The following is a 16987-nucleotide window of genomic DNA, read 5'->3' on the forward strand; positions in this document are numbered from 1 at the left end:
TGTTCCCGCTTTCAGTGGAAGAGATTGGGGCGTCTGCTCGCCCGTGGAGACGTCCGACGGCGGCAATGGGGGCTGGTGCCCCGCACGGCCTGGGTGCGGGTTCGGTCAGGCGGTGCCCACCTTCAGTGCCTGAGCAAACCGGGCCAGACCGGTCTGGATCTCCTCGGTGCTGACGTTGAGTGCGGGGATGACGCGGATGACATTTCCATGCGGCCCGCAGGTCAGGAGGAGGAGCTCCTCTGCGACCGCTGCCTGCTGGACGGCCAGGGCTGTCTCGGGATCAGGGGTGTTGCCCGCCGTGGTGAACTCCACTCCCTGCATCAGGCCCAGGCCGCGGACGTTGCCAATGGCCGGGGTGTCCGCGGCAAGGTCCTCAAGGCCTGCACGGAGTTCGTCGCCGCGGAGCTGGGCGTTGGAGACGAGGTCTTCGCGTTCGATGACCGCCAGGGTGGCCACGCCGGCAGCGGCAGCAACCGCGTTTCCACCGTAGGTTCCGCCTTGCGATCCCGGCCAGGCCTTACCCATCAGTTCAGCGGGTGCGGCGATCGCGGAGATGGGGAACCCGCTGGCCAGCCCCTTGGCAGTGACGAGGACGTCCGGGGTTATGCCGGCCCAGTTGTGGCCCCAGAACTTGCCCGTCCTGCCTACACCGGCCTGGACTTCATCGAGGATGAGGATAATGCCGTGCCGGTCGGCGCGTTCGCGCAGGCCCTGCAGGAACGTGGGCGGAGTGGGGAGATAGCCGCCGTCGCCCAGGACGGGTTCGATGATGAATCCGGCAGTGTCGGCCGGGCTGCTCACGGACAGCAGGAGATGGTCAAGTTCCTGCAGCGCGAACTCGACGGCGGTCTGTTCGTCCCAACCGTACCGGTAGGCGTAAGGGAACGGGGCAATGTGCACCCCGCCCATCAGTGGTGAGAATCCGGACCGGAACCTGGTCCCCGCTGTGGTGAGGGAGGCGGCGCCGACTGTCCTGCCGTGGAATCCACCCTGGAACGAGATGATGTTGGGCCGGCCAGTGGCCATTCTGGCTAGGCGGACCGATGCTTCCACAGCTTCGGATCCGGAGGTGGCGTAGAAGATGCTGTCCAGCCCGGCAGGCAGGACCTCGCCGAGCTTCTCGGTGAGTTCGAGGAGGGGCTTGTGCATCACGGTGGTGTATTGCGCGTGGACGATCTTGCCCACCTGTTCACGGGCTGCGGCAACAACGTCGGGGTGGCAGTGGCCGGTGCTGGTTACGCCGATCCCGGTGGTGAAGTCGAGGTATTGCTTGCCGTCCGTGGCATGGATCCAGCTGCCGGCGGCGTGGTCAACAATGACCGAGGTGGCCTGCTTGAGCAGGGGGCTGAGGGTTGCCATGGTGTATCCGTTCGTAGCTGGTACCGATTAGGATGCGCCGAAGCGCTGCGGCCGGACGAAATCCAGGCCGTCAAACATTTGCTTGCCCAGCGCTTCGTGGGCGGCGATTTCTCCGAACCCGGACGCCATTTTGAAGCCGGCGCCGGAGAAGCCTGTGGCGCAGTAGATCCTGCCTGTTCCTCCGAGTTGCCCCAGCAGGGGGTGGTTGTCGGAGGTGTGGAGATCCGGGTAGGCATCTGAACGGACGATGTTCGGGTAGAGGCCGGGGAAAAATTCCGTCACCGTTTCGGTGGTTTCCGTGATTTCAGCGGCCGTCAGTTCCCGTAGCAGGGAGTCAGCGCTGGCTGCCGGAGAGGACCTGCCGTCCAGGGTGGCCTTCACCGTGACGCCGTCTACGCTGGGCGCTCCGTACATGCTTCGTTCCCCGGAAATCCTGATAAAGACGGGGAATCGGTCAGGTGCAAAGGCGGCGGCATCCTTGGCCACGAACCAGGTGAGGTAGCTACGGTGGGGGGCACTGGCCGCACGCAGTGCTTCCGGCATCAGCTCCCGGGACCAGGCGCCGGAAGCGATGATGGCGGACTCGAAGGTCCATGACTGGGCGCCCGAGGTGATCAGCACGCAATCGGCCGTTTCCTCGATGCTGTCGATGGGCGTGTTGGCCATGACGGTGGCGCCGTTGGCCCGCGCGGCGGCCACTGCGGCCGTCACTGCACGGTCGGTGCGGAGGGCGCCGGCGTTGGGGTCGAAGACTGCCGCATCATCGGATCTGAGGTTGTGCTGCGGGTAGCGTTCAGCCATCTCCTGACGGCTCAGGAGCTGGTGTGCTGAGCCGTTGTGTTTTGTGGTCTCGAGCAGAGCGGTCAGGTAGGGTCCGTCTGCCGTCCCGATCGAGAGGCCTCCGCAGCGGAGCAGGATTTGCTGCCCCGCTTCGGCTTCCAGTTCACGCCACAGCGTCTGGGACCGCTGCATGATGGGGTAATAGCCCGGGTCTCCGCGATAGAGCATGCGGAACAGCCGGGTGTCGCCGCCCACCCCGCTGCGCGCGTGCCCTGGTGATGCTGTTTCGAATCCCACCACGGAGCCGGACAGTCGCGAGGCCTGCCACAGGGCCATGCTGCCGATGCTTCCGAGGCCGACGACGGCGAGTTTCCCGTCCATGCTCACAGCACCTTTTGCAGGAAGGACTTTGTCCGGGTTTCCTGGGGGTTGGCCAGGACTTCCCGTGCGTCGCCTCGTTCCACCACGCAGCCGTCGTCCATAAAGATCAGGGAGTCGGCCACTTCGCGGGCGAAGCCCATCTCGTGGGTCACCACCACCATGGTCATTCCTTTCTTGGCCAGCCCCTGCATCACGGCGAGTACTTCGCCCACTTTTTCGGGGTCCAGTGCGCTGGTGGGTTCGTCGAAAAGCATGATCTGCGGATCCATGGCCAGCGCCCGGGCGATGGCCACGCGCTGCTGCTGTCCGCCGGAGAGCTGGGCCGGGTAGTAGTCTCCGAAACCGCTGAGTCCGACGTCGGCGAGCAGCTCGTGCGCACGCCTGCCAGCTGCCGCCTTGTCGCCCTTCTTGACGAGCACGGGCCCGGCGGTGATGTTTTGGTGGGCGGTCATGTTGGGGAAGAGGTTGAACTGCTGGAACACCATGCCAATGCGGGTCCGCTGTTCTGCCAGTTTCCTGCGGCTCACCGCGTGGTAGGCGTGTTCGGTTTCGTAGTAGCCGAAGTCCTCGCCGTTCATTTTCAAGATTCCGGAATCCACCGTTTCGAGCCCGTTCATGCAGCGGAGCAATGTTGACTTGCCGGAGCCGCTGGGCCCGATGATGCAGCAGATCTCGCCGCTGGCGATCTCCAGGTCGATGTTCTTGAGGACTTTTTTGGTGCCGAAGGATTTGTGGATTCCCCGCGCCAGCACCGTGCCGTCACACGCGACGGCATCCTGGCCGGCCAGTGTCATGCTGTTGGTCATCGCGCTATTCCTTCCGGAGTGGTGAGAAGCTTCCGCGCCTTGCGGGGCACCGTGGCCGCCGACCTGTTGTATTTCTTTTCCAGCAGGGACTGCGGGTGGCTCAGCACCAGGGTCATCACCAGGTACCAGAGGCTCGCCACGATCAGTAGCGGGATGGTCTGGTAGTTCCGGGCGTAGATCAACTGTGCGCTCTGCAGGAGTTCAGCAACGCCCAGGACACTGACCAGGGAGGTTTCCTTGAACATGCCGATCACCTGGTTGCCGGTGGCCGGAATGATCGAGGGCATAGCCTGCGGGATGATGATTTTCCGCATCTTGGTGAAGCTGCTCATGCCCAGCGAGTCCGCCGCCTCGAGCTGGCCCTTGCCAACGGAGGAGAAACCTCCGCGAATGATCTCGGCCATATAGGCGGCCTCGTTCAGGGTGAGCCCGATGATGGCAGCAGTGATCGGGGCCATCAGGGCATTGACGTCCACGGCCTGCTGGATGTTGGTGAACGGGATGCCGATGGTGAGGTTGGGATAGAGCGCTGCGATGTTGAACCAGAAAATCAGCTGGACCAGGACCGGGGTGCCCCTGAAAAAGGTGATGTACACCCCGGCCGCGGCCGCGATCGGCTTGATTTGTGATGAGCGCAAGATGGCCAGGGCAAGCCCCAGGAGTGTTCCGAGTGCCATGCTGACCACAGTGAGCACGATGGTGAGTGCCAGGCCGCGGAGGATGCTCTCCTGTGTGAAGTACCGGGCCACCACGTCCCACTTGAAGTTGGGGTTGGTGGCCACGGAGAAGAGAATTCCCGCTGCCAGCAGGATGCACACGCACCATGCCGTGTACTCGAAGGCGCTTCTGCGCTGGAGCCGCGGTTTAAGGATCCCGTCGGGATGGCTCATTGTTGTCTCATTTCCTTCGGAAACCAGGGACTGCATTGGCCGGTCCTGCTAGTTCAGCTTGGCTTCGGTGATGCCCCCGTTGGTGAGTCCCCAGTTGCTGAGTGACTTCTTGTATTCCGGGCTGTCCAGGACGTCCTGGATGGCTTTCTGCAGTGCAGGGGTCAGGGCGGATCCCTTCTTCAGGCCCACGGATACGGTGTCCACGGACCGGGTGTCCACCTGCGGTGTCAGGACCTGGAAGGTGTTCGGCTGCTGCTTGTCAGCCCACGCCAGGGCCGTGGTGTCATAGAAGACGCCGTCAACGCGCTTGGACGCCAGCTGGGTCAGGGCATCCTGGATGTTGGGCAGGGTCACTCCATTGATGGCCGGCTTGCCTTTGGAGGTGCAGGTCCATTCAGAGACGTTGGGCAGGTGGACCAGCTGGGCGTTGGAGCCCTTGGTGACGGCGATGTTCTTGCCGCACATGTCGTCGTTGCTGATATTCAGCGGATTGCCCGCGCTGACGGCCACGGAGACGCCGTCGCTGAAGTAGTCGACCATGTCCAGGACCTTCAGCCGCTCGGTGGAGGCGGACATGGTGGTGGCAGTGAAGTCATACCGGCCTGCGTCGATGCCCGGGATGATGGTGTCGAAAGCCGTGTTTTCGAACTTCAGCTTGAGTCCGAGCTTCTTGGCCACCAGCCGTGCAATATCGGGGTTGAGTCCGATCGGGGTGGTGTTGTCATCGGCAAGGAAGGTGGTGGGCGGGTAGTGCAGGTCCATGGCGACAGTCAGTTCTCCCTTGTCCTTGATGGCCTGGGGAAGCAGCTTCGTTGCTGCCTCATCGGGCTGGACGCCTTCGGAGATGTCGGTGGTGTTTGCCGTCTTTGAGTTGTCCGGTGATGATGTGCTGGCGGTGGTGGTTCCGCCACAGCCGCTGAGGGCGACCAGGACGGCGAGGCCGGCAGCGGCAGTCTGTACTTTATTTCTGGCCTTCATGTTGCTTCCCTTCAAATGGCTTCAGGGCGGATCGCGCTGAAGCGGGTGCAGTAGCGGCCCAGCTGTCCGGGCGGGGAACCTGCGGACGGTGCCGGGCTGGCGCTGGCGAAAGTTGTACGGGTGGATGCGTTGGGTTCCGGATACTCGCTGCATCTACCGGCAATGCAATCATGCAGATTGCAGATTGTCGACAATTTGCCTGAAAAAGTGTGAATGTTTTTGTGAACGGCGTCACAGAGTAATTCCTCCCCCGGAACTGTTGACAATCTACAATTTCCAGCCCTAGAGTCGGAGCCGTCGGAGCCCCAACGAACGCCACGGGTTCCCCAATGGACGTGCTATTCCCATCCCGCCACCGGCCTGACACTGGCCGCCTGGCACCCCTCTTGTGAACGGACGAACGATGGCTAACACCGAATTCCGGCCCGAGTACATCTCCTTCGATTGCTACGGCACCCTGATCAACTACCAGATCGAGCCCACCACCCGGCATCTGCTGCAGGGCCGTGTCCCTGAGGAGCAGATGCCGGCCTTTATGCGGGACTTCCGCAACTACCGGTACGACCAGGTTTGCGGGGAGTACTACGCGTATGAGCAGGTCCTCCAGGACGCCTATGACCGCGTCTGCACCAAATGGGGCCTGGAGCGCACAGCCGACGCCGGAAAGCAGCTCGGCGATGCCGTCCGAAGCTGGGGCGCCCACGATGACGTACCGGCACCCCTGAAGACCATGGGGGAAAACTTCAAACTGGTGATCCTCTCCAACGCGGACACCAGCTTCCTCGACATCAGTGTTCCCCGTCTCGGCGCTGATTTCCACGCCGTCTACACGGCTGAACAGGCCGGCTTCTACAAGCCGCGCTACGGAGCCTTTGAGTACATGCTGGGGGAGCTCAACGCGGCGCCCGAAGACGTACTGCACGTTTCCTCGCACACCCGCTACGACCTCATGCCGGCCTATGACCTCGGCTTCACCAACACGGTCATGCTGGACCGCGGCTACGATCCGCACAGCCCGGCGTACAACTACACCACGGTCAACTCGCTGGACGAGCTCAACAAGCTCCTCGGCCTCTAAGACTTCCGGCAACCGAAAGGCCAACCAACCGTGAAACTCACTCCCTACTGGCTGGACACCGCGGAACCGTCAGGAGACTACCGCCGCAATCCCGTCCCGGACTCAGTGGACGTGGCCATCATCGGAGCAGGATTCACCGGCCTTTCCGCGGCCCTCGAATTCAGCAAGCAGGGGGCCAGCGTGGCCGTCCTGGAACGGCACACCGTGGGCTGGGGCGCGTCCGGCCGCAACGGAGGCATGGCAACCACCGGGCTGGCGATCGGATTCAACACCGCGGTCAAACGCTACGGCGGTACCCGTGCGGTGGAAATGTTCCGGGAGTACAACGACGCCATCGACACCATCGAAAAGCTGGTGCACGACAACGCCATTGACTGCGACTACAAGCGGCACGGCAAGCTTTCGCTCGCCTTTCACCCGTCCCACTACGAGGGCATGCTGAAATCCCAGGAGCAGCTGGCGGACCTGGCCGACTACCACGTCACCACCATCCCCAAGTCGGAGATCCACAGCGAGATCGGCACGGATTTCTACCATGGCGCCATGCTGGACCCCCTCGGTGCGGGGCTCCATGTGGGTAAGTTCGTCCACGGGCTCGCCCGTGCCGCGGCCGACGCCGGCGCACACCTTTGCGAGGACGCTGCGGTTACGGAGCTGAAGAAGGTCTCCGGCACGGTCCACGATGTCCACACCACCCGGGGGATTGTCCGAGCCAAACAGGTTTTGGTTGCCACCAGCGGCTACACGGGCCCGGTGACGCCGTGGCTGCAGCGCCGGGTGATCCCGGTGGGCAGCTTCATCATCGTCACGGAGCCGCTGCCGGAGGACTTGGTCAACCGGATCCTGCCCAACAGGCGCCAGGCCTCGGACAGCAAGATGCTCACGTACTACTTCAGGATCACCCCGGACAACCGCCTGCTGTTCGGCGGCAGGGCAAGGTTCGCGCTCTCCAGCCCGGACTCGGATGTCAAAAGCGGTGAGATCCTCCGGAAGGCCATGTTGGAGCTGTTCCCGTACCTTTCCACAGCGAAGGTGGACTACACGTGGGGCGGGCTGGTGGATCTGTCCATGGACCAGATGGTGCACGCGGGCCAGCATGACGGGCTCTTCTACTCGCTCTGCTACAGCGGCCATGGTGTCCAGATGGCCGCGCACATGGGCAAGAAGATGGCCAGCTACATGGGCGGAGACAGGTCCGCGAATGTCTGGGAGGGCCTGAAGAACCCGCCAGTGCCCGGCCACTTCGGCCCGCCCTGGTTCCTGCCCTTCATCGGCGGAGCGGCAAAAATCATCGACCGGATCAGCTAAGGAACCCTATGCCCGCCTACCTCAGCACCGTCGACCAAGACCAGCACATAAGCCGGAAGCTGTCCGCCGTGGAGGACCTCCCGGGCGGCGCTTTCCTGGAGGGCAGCTGGCAGCCCGCGGACCGGGCACAGGAGGTGCGCAACCCTGAGGACGGAGCCCTGCTGGGCTGCGTGTCCACTTCGACGCCGGTGGATGTCACCCGGGCAGTTGCCTACATCAGGGCCAACCTCACACAGGAGTGGCCGCTGCGATCGCGCCGGGAGGCCCTGGAGAAGGCAGCGCGACTGCTGGCCCGAGCATCGGCACGGTTCGCTGCGCTCATCGCTTCCGAAAGCAGCAAGACCATCAGGGAAGCCGAACGTGAAGTGCAGCGCTGTACCGAGACGCTGAGGCTCTCGGCAGCGGCTGCCAGCGTATTGAGCGGTGAAACGCTGAATTTTGAAGACAGCCCCGGAGGCGGGAACAAGATCGGCTGGTACAGCCGTAAACCCGTAGGAGTGGTCGCGGCGGTCACGCCCTTCAACGATCCACTGAACCTGGTGGCACACAAGCTGGGCCCTGCCCTCATCGGCGGGAACGGCGTCGTTCTTAAACCGTCCGGACGTACCCCGTTGACCGCCCTGGCATTCGTGCAGCTGCTGCTGGAGGCCGGTGTCCCGGCCGAAAGGCTGGCGGTGGTGGCGGGCGGACCGGGTGTGGCGGAAGCCCTGGTCACGGATCCCGGGATCGACCTGATCTCCTTCACGGGTGGCCCCGGGACGGCGGAGCGCATCGCCGCTGCCGCTGGTGCGCGGAAGATTGTGTCGGAGCTGGGCGGCAACAACGCCACGATCGTCTGCGCGGACGCGGATGTGGCCCATGCCGCGCAGGCCATCGTGGCGGGTGCGTTCGGCGTGGCAGGCCAGAACTGCCTGTCGGTACAGCGCGTCTATGCCGAGGAATCGGTGTATCAAGAGCTGGTGCGCCGCGTCACGGCCGGCACGCAGGGGCTGAAGTGCGGGCCCAAGTTGGACAGGGCAACGGACGTGGGGCCGCTGATCTCAGAGGCCGAAGCGGAACGCGTGGAAGCCTGGGTGGATGAAGCCAGGGCCGCCGGCGCCTCCGTCCGCACCGGCGGAACACGGCGGAACGCCCACTATGAACCCACAGTCCTCACTGACGTTCCAACGCACTGCCGCGTAATCCGGGATGAGGTGTTCGGCCCCGTCGTCAGCATCCTCCCGTTCCGCGAGGTGGGGGAGGCCGTCCGTGCGGCCAACAACACCGAATACGGACTGCAGGCCGGCGTCTTCACCCGGTCAGTGGAGCAGGCCATGGCAATTGCCGAGAAGCTGGAGGTGGGCGCAGTGGTGATCAACGAAACCAGCGATGTCCGGATCGACTCCATGCCATTTGGCGGCTTCAAGAAATCCGGCGTCGGCCGGGAGGGCGTCCGGTACGCCGTCCTGGAAATGACAGAGCCCAAGAGCACCATCATCAACCTCCCGGAGCGCATACTATGACCACCAGCCACAGCATCGCAGTCATTGCCGGCGACGGGATCGGCCAGGAGGTGGTGCCGGCAGCCATCGAATGCCTGGAAAAGATCGCCGGGATCCACGGACTGGACTTCGACTTTGTGCCGTTCGACTGGGGCTCGGAGTACTACCTGCGGCACGGGCGGATGATGCCCGTTGACGGCCTGGACCAGCTGGCCGGGTATGAGGCCATCTTCCTGGGCGCCGTGGGTTCCCCGGACATCCCGGACGCCGAGACACTCTGGGGGCTGCTGATTCCCATCCGTCGGGAATTCCAGCAGTACATCAACCTCCGCCCGGTCAAGACGCTCGACGGCGTCGCGTCGCCGCTGGCCTCGAGCGAACAGATCGATCTCCTGATCGTGCGGGAGAACAATGAGGGCGAGTACTCCGAGGTCGGCGGCCGGATGTTCCGGGGCCTGCCGCAGGAGAGCGCTGTGCAGGAAACGGTCTTCACCAGGATGGGGATCACGCGGGCCGCCCATTATGCCGCCCGGTTGGCGTCCTCCCGGCGGGGAAAGCTGACCTCCGCCACCAAGAGCAACGGCATCATCCACACCATGCCGTTCTGGGATGAGGTGGTGGCGGAAACCGTGGCTGAATACCCGGACGTGGTGCTCAGTTCTGAGCTAGTGGATGCGCTGGCCGCCCACGTGGTCCTCAAGCCGTGGACCTTGGACGTCATTGTCGCGTCCAACCTGTTCGGTGACATCCTCTCGGACCTGGGCAGCGCCGTCACCGGCTCCATTGGTTTGGCGCCCAGCGCCAACCTCAACCCCGAGCGGCGCTTTCCCTCGCTCTTCGAACCAGTGCATGGCTCGGCCCCTGACATTGCCGGGAAGGGGATCGCCAATCCGGTGGGGCAGATCTGGTCCGGCGTGATGATGCTGGACCATTTGGGCCATCCGGCCGCAGCGAGGCACCTGCAGTTGGCCTTTGAAGCGGCGCTGCGCAACGGGGCGGGCACCCGGGACGTGGGCGGCACGGCCTCCACGGCGGAGTTCATCAAGGCCGTCCTGGAGGCCATTGACATACTGCCACACGACGGCCCGGCGTGACGGACCGGCAGCAGGAGAGGGTCGCCCTGGTCACAGGTGCCAACCGGGGCCTCGGGCTGGAGATCGCCCGCCAGCTCGCCGAGCGCGGCCACCATGTGCTTATGGGCGCCAGAACGAGGGACAGCGGCGAACGGGCGGCGCAGCACTTGAGGGACCTGGGCTGCAGCGCCGCGGCCGTCAAACTGGATGTCACGGACGGCCGCTCCATCAGGGATGCCGTGTCCGCTGCCATCCAGGAGCACGGCAGCATCGAAGTGCTGGTGAACAATGCCGGCATAGCTCTTGACGGTCCGGACCATCGGCCATCGGATCCACGGTTCGAAACGGTGCGGACCAGCCTGGACACCAACCTGTTCGGCGCGTGGGAGTGTGTCCGCGCTGTGCTGCCTTCCATGCGGGCCCAGGGCTACGGGCGGATCGTGAACATGTCCAGCAACATGGCATCTCTGACGCTGACCGAGGATGACGAGTCGCCGGCGTACCGCATCTCCAAGGCGGCCCTGAACATGCTGACTGTCCTGCTGGCGGCAGAGGTCCGTGGGGAGGGGATCCTGGTGAATGCCGCATCTCCCGGATACACCCGCACGGACATGAGCCCGAAGGCCACCCGCACGGTGGAGCGTGGTGCCGATACCCCGGTGTGGCTTGCCACGCTGCCCCCGGATGGTCCATCAGGAGGCTACTTCTATGAAAGGAACCAACTGCCATGGTGAGCGGACCCCACCTGCCCGGGCCTCCCAGCGGGATCGAGACACCGGCCGTCTTCATCGACCTCTGTGTCATCGACGCCAACATTCACCGGATGCAAAACGCGATCTCCGGCAGGGGCCTCACTCTCCGGCCGCATGTGAAGTCCCACAAGTCGGTCAATCTGGCCAGGCGCCAGTTGGCGGCTGGTGCGGTGGGGATTACCGTGTCCAGCGTGGGTGAAGCCGAGGTCTTCGCGGAAGCCGGTTTCGACGACATCTTCCTCGCGTACACCATCTGGGCAGGCGTGGGGCGGCGCGCCAAACGGATCCTGGAACTGCACCGCAGGGTGCCGCGCTTTTCCATCGGGGTTGACTCGGTGGCCGCAGCGCAGCAATTGGCCCTGGCCGCCGTCGGCTCCGAGCGCCCGCTTCGGGTCCTGGTGGAGATCGACAGTGGAGCGCGCCGCTCGGGAGTCCGGCCCGGTGAGGCTGGCGACCTGGCGGCAGCCTGCCTGGAACTGGGCCTGGAAGTTGCCGGCATCTTCACGTATCCCGGACACGCGGGAAAGTCCAAAGAGGCGCGCGCCGGGGGAGCAGCCGACGAGGTACGGGCCGCCGAAGCGGCCATCGCTTCTTTCGCGGTGCACGGTATTCCCGCGGAGACTGTCAGCGGCGGGTCCACCCCCACTGCCCTGCTCTCCTCACGTGCTCCGATGACGGAGGCGCGTCCTGGAGAGTACATCTTCAACGACGCCGACAACGTGCGGATGGGCACCTGCGGCGGTCTGGAGGACGTGGGCCTCCTGGTGGCCACCACGGTGGTCAGTACCACCGTGGACGGCCAGGTGATCATCGACGCCGGAACCAAGACCCTTGGCCGGGAAGGCAATCCCGAGAAGGGTTTCGGGCTGGTCCCGTCCATTCCCGGCAGCGTGCTGAGGTTGCTCAATGAGCACCACGGCTACCTTTCAATTCCCGACGGCGTTCCGCGCCCGCCCGTGGGGGAAGTCTTGACACTGGTGCCGAACCACGCGTGCCCGGTGGCAAACCTCTTCGACGAATACGTGGTGGTGAACGGCGGGTCCGCCCCGGAGCGGTGGCCGGTGGACGCACGCGGCCACCTGTCCTGAACCTGACCAACGGACCCAGCCAACAGCGGCGTCTCCAACCAAAACAGCAGATTGGAACCCAATGCCCAAGCTGATCCCTTCCCTCGATGGTGTCCAGCCCGGACATGAGTCCTACTCCCAAGTTGTGGAAGCCGGTGGCCTTGTCTTCCTGGCGGGCCAGGTAGGCAGCGTGGGAGGCCGTCCCGAAACATATCCTGCAGATTTTGAAGCGGAAGTCCGCGCCACCTTCGCCACCGTTGAAGGTCTCCTAGACTCGGTGGGCCTTGGGCTGGATTCCGTGGTGCGGTGCGTCGTGTACCTGACAGATTTGGGGGAGTTTGCAATTATGGACAAAATCTTCCGCGAAGTCTTCCCCGTGGATCCACCGGTGCGCGCCACCGTGGGTGTTGCTGCCCTGGCGCGTGACTGCCGGTTTGAAGTGGATGTCACCGCGAGCCGCTGACGCTCCTGCCGTGTCCGCGTCTCGAGGCGGGCGTCAGTATGTCGGCGTGCTGAGCGAAGCCTCGGCCCAGTAAGGTGCGCTGGCGCTGGCCGCCTGAGAGGCTGTGCAACTGCCGGCCCTCGTAGCCTGAGAGCCCGACACGATTGATGCATCCGTCAATAACCCATTGGTCGTTTTGAGTAGAGGCCCCAGAAGCCCCCTGCGGGCCGACCTGCCCATTAGAGGGGGCGAAGAAATCATGTCCAGGCCTGCAAGCCATCGACAGCCCTCTGCGCCGCCCCCGGGTGGAGGCACTGAGATTCCGGGGGTTTTTCTGTCTTCCCACTGTCAGTCATCGCTTCCTTTGTGCTTGTCGTCGCCGGGCTCCTTTTCGCCGTGTCCGCCGTGGTCGTCGCCGGGTTCGATGGAACGGGCGGGTGATGGGGCCGGGGCGGGGACCGCGGCGTGGTCATCGCCCGGTTCGCTGGAACGGGCGGGCGATGGGACAGGGGAGGGGACGCCGCGCCGGTCCTGGGTGGCGGACGGACTCGGCGAGGATGCCGGGCTGCGGTCCTCGACGGGCGGCGTGCCGGCCGTGGAGGTGGGGGAGGAGGAATCGGCGGTAGTGGAGTTCTGCGGCAGAAGGACGCTGTTCGCGGGATTCGTTGTCCCGGCCGGTGAGCCGTTCAGGGTCGATACGTTCACCGCGAGGGCCGCGGATCCGGTGAGGAGGATGCCGGCTGCAGTGAGGACGAGGACTGATTTCGTTTTCATGTCTCCACCCTAGGAATTCGCCGGAAAGGACGGGTCTTGGGGAAATCCAAGACTTGTCCAAGTTTGGGCTCCCGAACGGCAAAGTCGCGTGGATTGCGCCGCGATTCGCGGCGGGCGGGAACATAATCAGGTATGCAGATCCTGGTAGTGGAGGATGACGAATCAGTTGCCGCCGGAGTTCTCGACGGGCTGGGCCGCGCCGGCTTCGGGGCCAGCCACGTCGGAACGGGCGGCCAGGCCCTGGATGTGGTCCGCGCGTCGGGTCCGGATTTCGTCCTTTTGGACCTGGGGCTGCCGGACATGGACGGAACTGATGTGTGCCGCGCCATTCGCGCGCTGACCTCGATTCCGATCATCGTAGTCAGTGCCCGGGATGAAGAGATCGACCGGGTGCTGGCGCTGGAACTGGGCGCCGATGACTATCTGGTCAAGCCGTTCGGGATGCGGGAACTCATCGCCAGGATCCGGGCGGTGGCGCGCCGCTCCGAAGAACGGCTCCCGGACAGCCGGCCAGGGACGGAGATCAGCAGGACCATCGGCGGGCTGAGCATTGACCAGCGCTCGCGCCGCGTGTTCCTGGACGGGGCCGAGGTTTATCTGACGGCTAAGGAGTTCGAACTCCTGTATTTCCTGGCCGCGGACCCCGGCGCGGTGTTCGAACGCCGGGAAATCCTGCGCGCGGTGTGGGACGGCGACTGGTACGGCACCACGAAGACCGTGGACGCCCACATCGCCGGGATCCGCAAGAAGCTCGGTGATCCCCGCTGGATCGAGGCCGTCCGCGGCGTCGGGTTCAGGCTCGGGGTGCCTGGATGAGATGGAGGCTGATCGGCGCTTTCATGCTCATCACCTTGCTGGTGGTCCTCGTCCAGGACATTCCGCTGGGGAACTATCTGGTCCGCGTTGAGCGGGAGCGCCTCACCACGTCCCTTGAGCGCGACGCGTTTCTCCTGGCCGGCAGGGCCGGCGACGCCTTGAAAGCCGGCGGCCCGCTGCCCCCGGACGTCGCCGCCGACGTGCGCCGGTACGGGGAGGCGGGCGGGGCCCGTGTGGTGATCGTCGACGCCGCCGGGACGGCCGTGGCGACCTCCGACGACGATCAGGCAGCCACCGGTTCGCCCTACAGTTCGCGGCCGGAAATTGCCTCCGCGCTGACCGGACAGATCAATGCCGGCCAGCGGTATTCCCAGACGTTGGGCCTGGATCTGCTCTACGTCGCCGTCCCGGTCCTCAGCGGCGAGAAGATTTTCGGCGTCGTCCGGCTGACGTACCCGGCATCGGTGGTGGCCGAGCAGGTGAACGGCCAGCTGCGGACCATCTGGACCGTCGCCGGAACCACGGTACTGCTCGCCGGCATCCTGGCCTACGTCATGGCCGGCGCCGTGACCAGGAGACTCCAGAGGCTGCGGGACGCCACGGAACTGCTCGCCGACGGGAACCTGGACACCCGTACCGACGAAGGGGGTGCCCCCGAGATCAAAGCCCTCGCGGGTTCCTTCAACCGCATGGCGGACCGGCTGAAACACCTGCTCGAGCAACAACGGGGCTTCGCCTCCGATGCCTCCCACCAGCTCCGCACCCCGCTGACGGGGCTGCGGCTCAGGCTCGAGAACGCTCACGACACGATCCCTGCCGACCCGGAGGCGGGCCGGACCATGGTGGCCGCGTCGCTGGAGGAGACCTACCGGCTGCAGCGCATCATCGACGGACTGCTGGTGCTCAGCAAAGCCGAAGGCAGCCCCGCCGCGCCGGTCACCACGGACCTAGTCCAGACAGCCAAGGCGCGCAAGGAACAATGGGAGGCCCTCGCGGAGGAGACGGGCGTGCGCCTAAGCCTGGACGGCCCGCCGGCCGCGTACATCTTGGTCCTGCCTGGGGCCGCCGAGCAAATCATCGACAATCTGATCGACAACGCCCTGGCCGTCGCGCCGCCGGGATCGCTGATCCAGCTGGTGGTCTCCCACGGTGAACAGCCAGGCACCGTCGAACTGCACATTTTGGACGAAGGCCCGGGACTCTCGCCCGAGGACTGCGACCGGGCATTTGGCCGCTTCTGGCGCGGCACCAACGGCGGCGAGGGCAGCGGCCTCGGCTTGTCCATCGTGCACCAACTGGCCCGGGCCAGCGGGGCAGAAGCATCACTCACCCCCAGGACCTCCGGACCCGCAGCGGGCACCACCGGCCTGGACGCCTGCGTGCACTTCAGATCCGCCCAAAAATGACCAACTCTTCGCCGATGGCGTTCATCGTCGAAGGCAAGGGATGGTCTCTTCAAGCCCGCCACGGTGTAGCCTCACCGTAGCTTTGCAGCATCTGACGGTTGGGGATATCAGTGGACCTTCTTGGCACCATCATGGCCCCGTTCAAATGGCTGGTGTCAGCCATGATGGCGGGCTTCCATGACGGACTCAGCGCCATCGGCATGCCGGCGGCCAGCGGCTGGACGTGGACGCTGTCCATCATCGGGCTCGTGCTGGTCATCCGCGCCGCCCTGATCCCGGTGTTTCTCAAGCAGGTCAACGTCCAGCAGCGCATGAGGCGGTTGCAGCCGGACCTGAAGAAGCTCCAGGACAAGTACAGGGGCAAGACCGATCCGCTCTCCCGCCAGGCCATGGCGCAGGAACAGATGGCCCTCTACAAGGCGCACGGCACCAACCCGTTCTCGGCCTGCCTGCCCATGCTGATCCAGATGCCCTTCTTCTTCGCGCTGTTCCAGGTGCTGTCCGGCATCAGCGCCGCGGCCGGCCAGGGCGGAGGTATCGGGGCGATGAGCGCCGAGCAGGTTGTGCAGTTCGACCAGTCCACGATTTTCGGTGCCCCGCTCTCGGCCTCGCTGCTCCACGGCGCCGGCGGCAGTCAACTCTCGGTGTGGGTCCTCTCCGTTGTGATGATCCTGGCCATGACGGCCTCGCAGCTCATCACGCAGAGGCAGATCATGGCCAGGGGTTTGTCCGCCGAGACTGTGGCGACTCCGCTTATGGCCCAGCAAAAAGTGCTGTTGTACAGCCTGCCGGTCGTCTTCGGCGTGGGCGGGATCGTGTTCCCGATCGGCGTCCTGATCTACTGGACCACCACCAACCTGTGGACCATGGGGCAGCAGTTCGCTGTCCGGTGGGACAGAATAGGTCCATGACGCGCATCGCAATCATCGGCGGCCACGGCAAGGTGGCTTTGGAACTGTCCAGGATCCTCGCAGCGGAAGGGCACGGGGTCACCTCCTTCATCCGCAACCCGGACCATGCGGCCGACGTCGCGGCCACCGGCGCCACGCCGGCGCTGCTGGATGTGGAGAACTCGACGACGGCGCAGATCGCCGGAGCCCTCCGCGGACACGACGCCCTGGTGTGGTCTGCCGGGGCCGGCGGCGGCAGCTCCGAGCGGACCTACGCCGTGGACCGCGACGCCGCGATCCGTTCGATGGACGCCGCGGCGGAAGCGGGCGTCAGCAGGTACGTCATGGTGTCCTATTTCGGCGCGGGACCGGACCACGGGGTCCCCGCGGACAACGGCTTCTTCGCCTACGCCGAGGCCAAGGCCGCTGCGGACACCTACCTGCGCGGCTCGGGCCTGGACTGGACCGTCCTGGGGCCCGGCACGCTGACCGCAGGACCCGGCAACGGGATGATCGACGTCGACCCCGCGGACACGTCGGACGGCACCGAAACCGCCCGCGCCAACGTCGCCCTGGTGGCGGCGGCGGTCCTCGGGCTGCCGGGCACGATCGGGCGCACCATTGAGTTCCGGGACGGCACGCTCCCGCTCGCGGCAGCACTGGAACCGTTGGACTGACCCTGTGGGCTAGGCCCGCTGGACTCGAC

17 protein-coding genes are annotated in these 16987 nt (G+C 65.1%); 11 read left to right on the forward strand and 6 right to left on the reverse strand.

Annotation, left to right across the window (positions count from 1 at the left end):
- Window positions 1-105: 105 nt before the first annotated feature.
- From AC1DZQ_RS10745 to AC1DZQ_RS10765, 5 genes are read right to left on the reverse strand one after another with little or no spacing between them, the layout of a single operon-like run.
- A complete protein-coding gene (locus tag AC1DZQ_RS10745) occupies window positions 106-1359 on the reverse strand; it encodes an aspartate aminotransferase family protein (protein WP_476963523.1) in 1254 nt (417 codons plus the stop codon).
- 27 nt (window positions 1360-1386) lie between these two features.
- On the reverse strand, window positions 1387-2520 hold the full coding sequence (gene solA, locus AC1DZQ_RS10750; RefSeq protein ID WP_476963524.1) for an N-methyl-L-tryptophan oxidase: 1134 nt from the start codon (window positions 2518-2520) through the stop codon (window positions 1387-1389).
- Window positions 2521-2522: 2 nt separating this feature from the next.
- Window positions 2523-3326 (reverse strand): amino acid ABC transporter ATP-binding protein, encoded by an 804-nt coding sequence (locus tag AC1DZQ_RS10755; RefSeq protein WP_476963525.1) that lies wholly within the window; start codon window positions 3324-3326, stop codon window positions 2523-2525.
- Window positions 3323-4216, reverse strand: a complete 894-nt coding sequence (locus tag AC1DZQ_RS10760) for an amino acid ABC transporter permease (RefSeq protein WP_476963526.1) — start codon at window positions 4214-4216, stop codon at window positions 3323-3325. Before AC1DZQ_RS10760 ends, AC1DZQ_RS10755 begins: the two co-directional genes overlap by 4 nt.
- Window positions 4217-4264: 48 nt before the next feature.
- The gene (locus tag AC1DZQ_RS10765) at window positions 4265-5194 is read right to left on the reverse strand and encodes an ABC transporter substrate-binding protein (protein WP_476963527.1); all 930 of its coding nucleotides are present in this window, start codon (window positions 5192-5194) and stop codon (window positions 4265-4267) included.
- Window positions 5195-5597: 403 nt separating this feature from the next.
- On the opposite strand from AC1DZQ_RS10765, the gene AC1DZQ_RS10770 reads away from it, so the two are divergent.
- From AC1DZQ_RS10770 to AC1DZQ_RS10800, 7 genes are all read left to right on the forward strand, one after another.
- Window positions 5598-6272 (forward strand): haloacid dehalogenase type II, encoded by a 675-nt coding sequence (locus AC1DZQ_RS10770; protein WP_476963528.1) that lies wholly within the window; start codon window positions 5598-5600, stop codon window positions 6270-6272.
- A gap of 30 nt (window positions 6273-6302) precedes the next feature.
- A complete protein-coding gene (locus tag AC1DZQ_RS10775) occupies window positions 6303-7580 on the forward strand; it encodes an NAD(P)/FAD-dependent oxidoreductase (RefSeq protein WP_476963529.1) in 1278 nt (425 codons plus the stop codon).
- A gap of 8 nt (window positions 7581-7588) precedes the next feature.
- Window positions 7589-9082 carry an aldehyde dehydrogenase family protein gene (locus AC1DZQ_RS10780; RefSeq protein ID WP_476963530.1) on the forward strand — a complete coding sequence of 498 codons (1494 nt, stop codon included), beginning with the start codon at window positions 7589-7591 and terminating at the stop codon, window positions 9080-9082.
- Entirely contained in the window at window positions 9079-10155 is a 1077-nt protein-coding gene (locus AC1DZQ_RS10785) for a tartrate dehydrogenase (RefSeq protein WP_476963531.1), read from the forward strand. Before AC1DZQ_RS10780 ends, AC1DZQ_RS10785 begins: the two co-directional genes overlap by 4 nt.
- Entirely contained in the window at window positions 10152-10868 is a 717-nt protein-coding gene (locus AC1DZQ_RS10790; RefSeq protein WP_476963532.1) for an SDR family oxidoreductase, read from the forward strand. The genes AC1DZQ_RS10785 and AC1DZQ_RS10790 overlap by 4 nt, the downstream gene beginning before the upstream one ends.
- Window positions 10862-11974, forward strand: coding sequence for an alanine racemase (locus AC1DZQ_RS10795; RefSeq protein WP_476963533.1), 1113 nt, complete (start codon window positions 10862-10864; stop codon window positions 11972-11974). The genes AC1DZQ_RS10790 and AC1DZQ_RS10795 overlap by 7 nt, the downstream gene beginning before the upstream one ends.
- Window positions 11975-12035: 61 nt before the next feature.
- Complete coding sequence (locus AC1DZQ_RS10800; RefSeq protein WP_476963534.1) at window positions 12036-12416, forward strand: RidA family protein; 381 nt, start codon at window positions 12036-12038, stop codon at window positions 12414-12416.
- A gap of 327 nt (window positions 12417-12743) precedes the next feature.
- On the opposite strand, the gene AC1DZQ_RS10805 is transcribed toward AC1DZQ_RS10800, so the two are convergent.
- Window positions 12744-13169, reverse strand: a complete 426-nt coding sequence (locus tag AC1DZQ_RS10805) for a hypothetical protein (protein ID WP_476963535.1) — start codon at window positions 13167-13169, stop codon at window positions 12744-12746.
- A 132-nt stretch (window positions 13170-13301) separates the two neighbouring features.
- On the opposite strand from AC1DZQ_RS10805, the gene AC1DZQ_RS10810 reads away from it, so the two are divergent.
- The 4 genes from AC1DZQ_RS10810 to AC1DZQ_RS10825 all read left to right on the forward strand — a co-directional run bounded on the left by AC1DZQ_RS10810 (window position 13302) and on the right by AC1DZQ_RS10825 (window position 16958).
- Complete coding sequence (locus AC1DZQ_RS10810; RefSeq protein WP_476963536.1) at window positions 13302-13985, forward strand: response regulator transcription factor; 684 nt, start codon at window positions 13302-13304, stop codon at window positions 13983-13985.
- Entirely contained in the window at window positions 13982-15391 is a 1410-nt protein-coding gene (locus AC1DZQ_RS10815; protein ID WP_476963537.1) for a sensor histidine kinase, read from the forward strand. Before AC1DZQ_RS10810 ends, AC1DZQ_RS10815 begins: the two co-directional genes overlap by 4 nt.
- 110 nt (window positions 15392-15501) lie before the next feature.
- Complete coding sequence (yidC, locus tag AC1DZQ_RS10820) at window positions 15502-16302, forward strand: membrane protein insertase YidC (RefSeq protein WP_476963538.1); 801 nt, start codon at window positions 15502-15504, stop codon at window positions 16300-16302.
- Window positions 16299-16958, forward strand: a complete 660-nt coding sequence (locus AC1DZQ_RS10825; protein ID WP_476963539.1) for an NAD(P)H-binding protein — start codon at window positions 16299-16301, stop codon at window positions 16956-16958. Before yidC ends, AC1DZQ_RS10825 begins: the two co-directional genes overlap by 4 nt.
- Window positions 16959-16987 lie beyond the last annotated feature (29 nt).

The organism is Arthrobacter sp. P1_C12_2 (genome assembly GCF_056406415.1).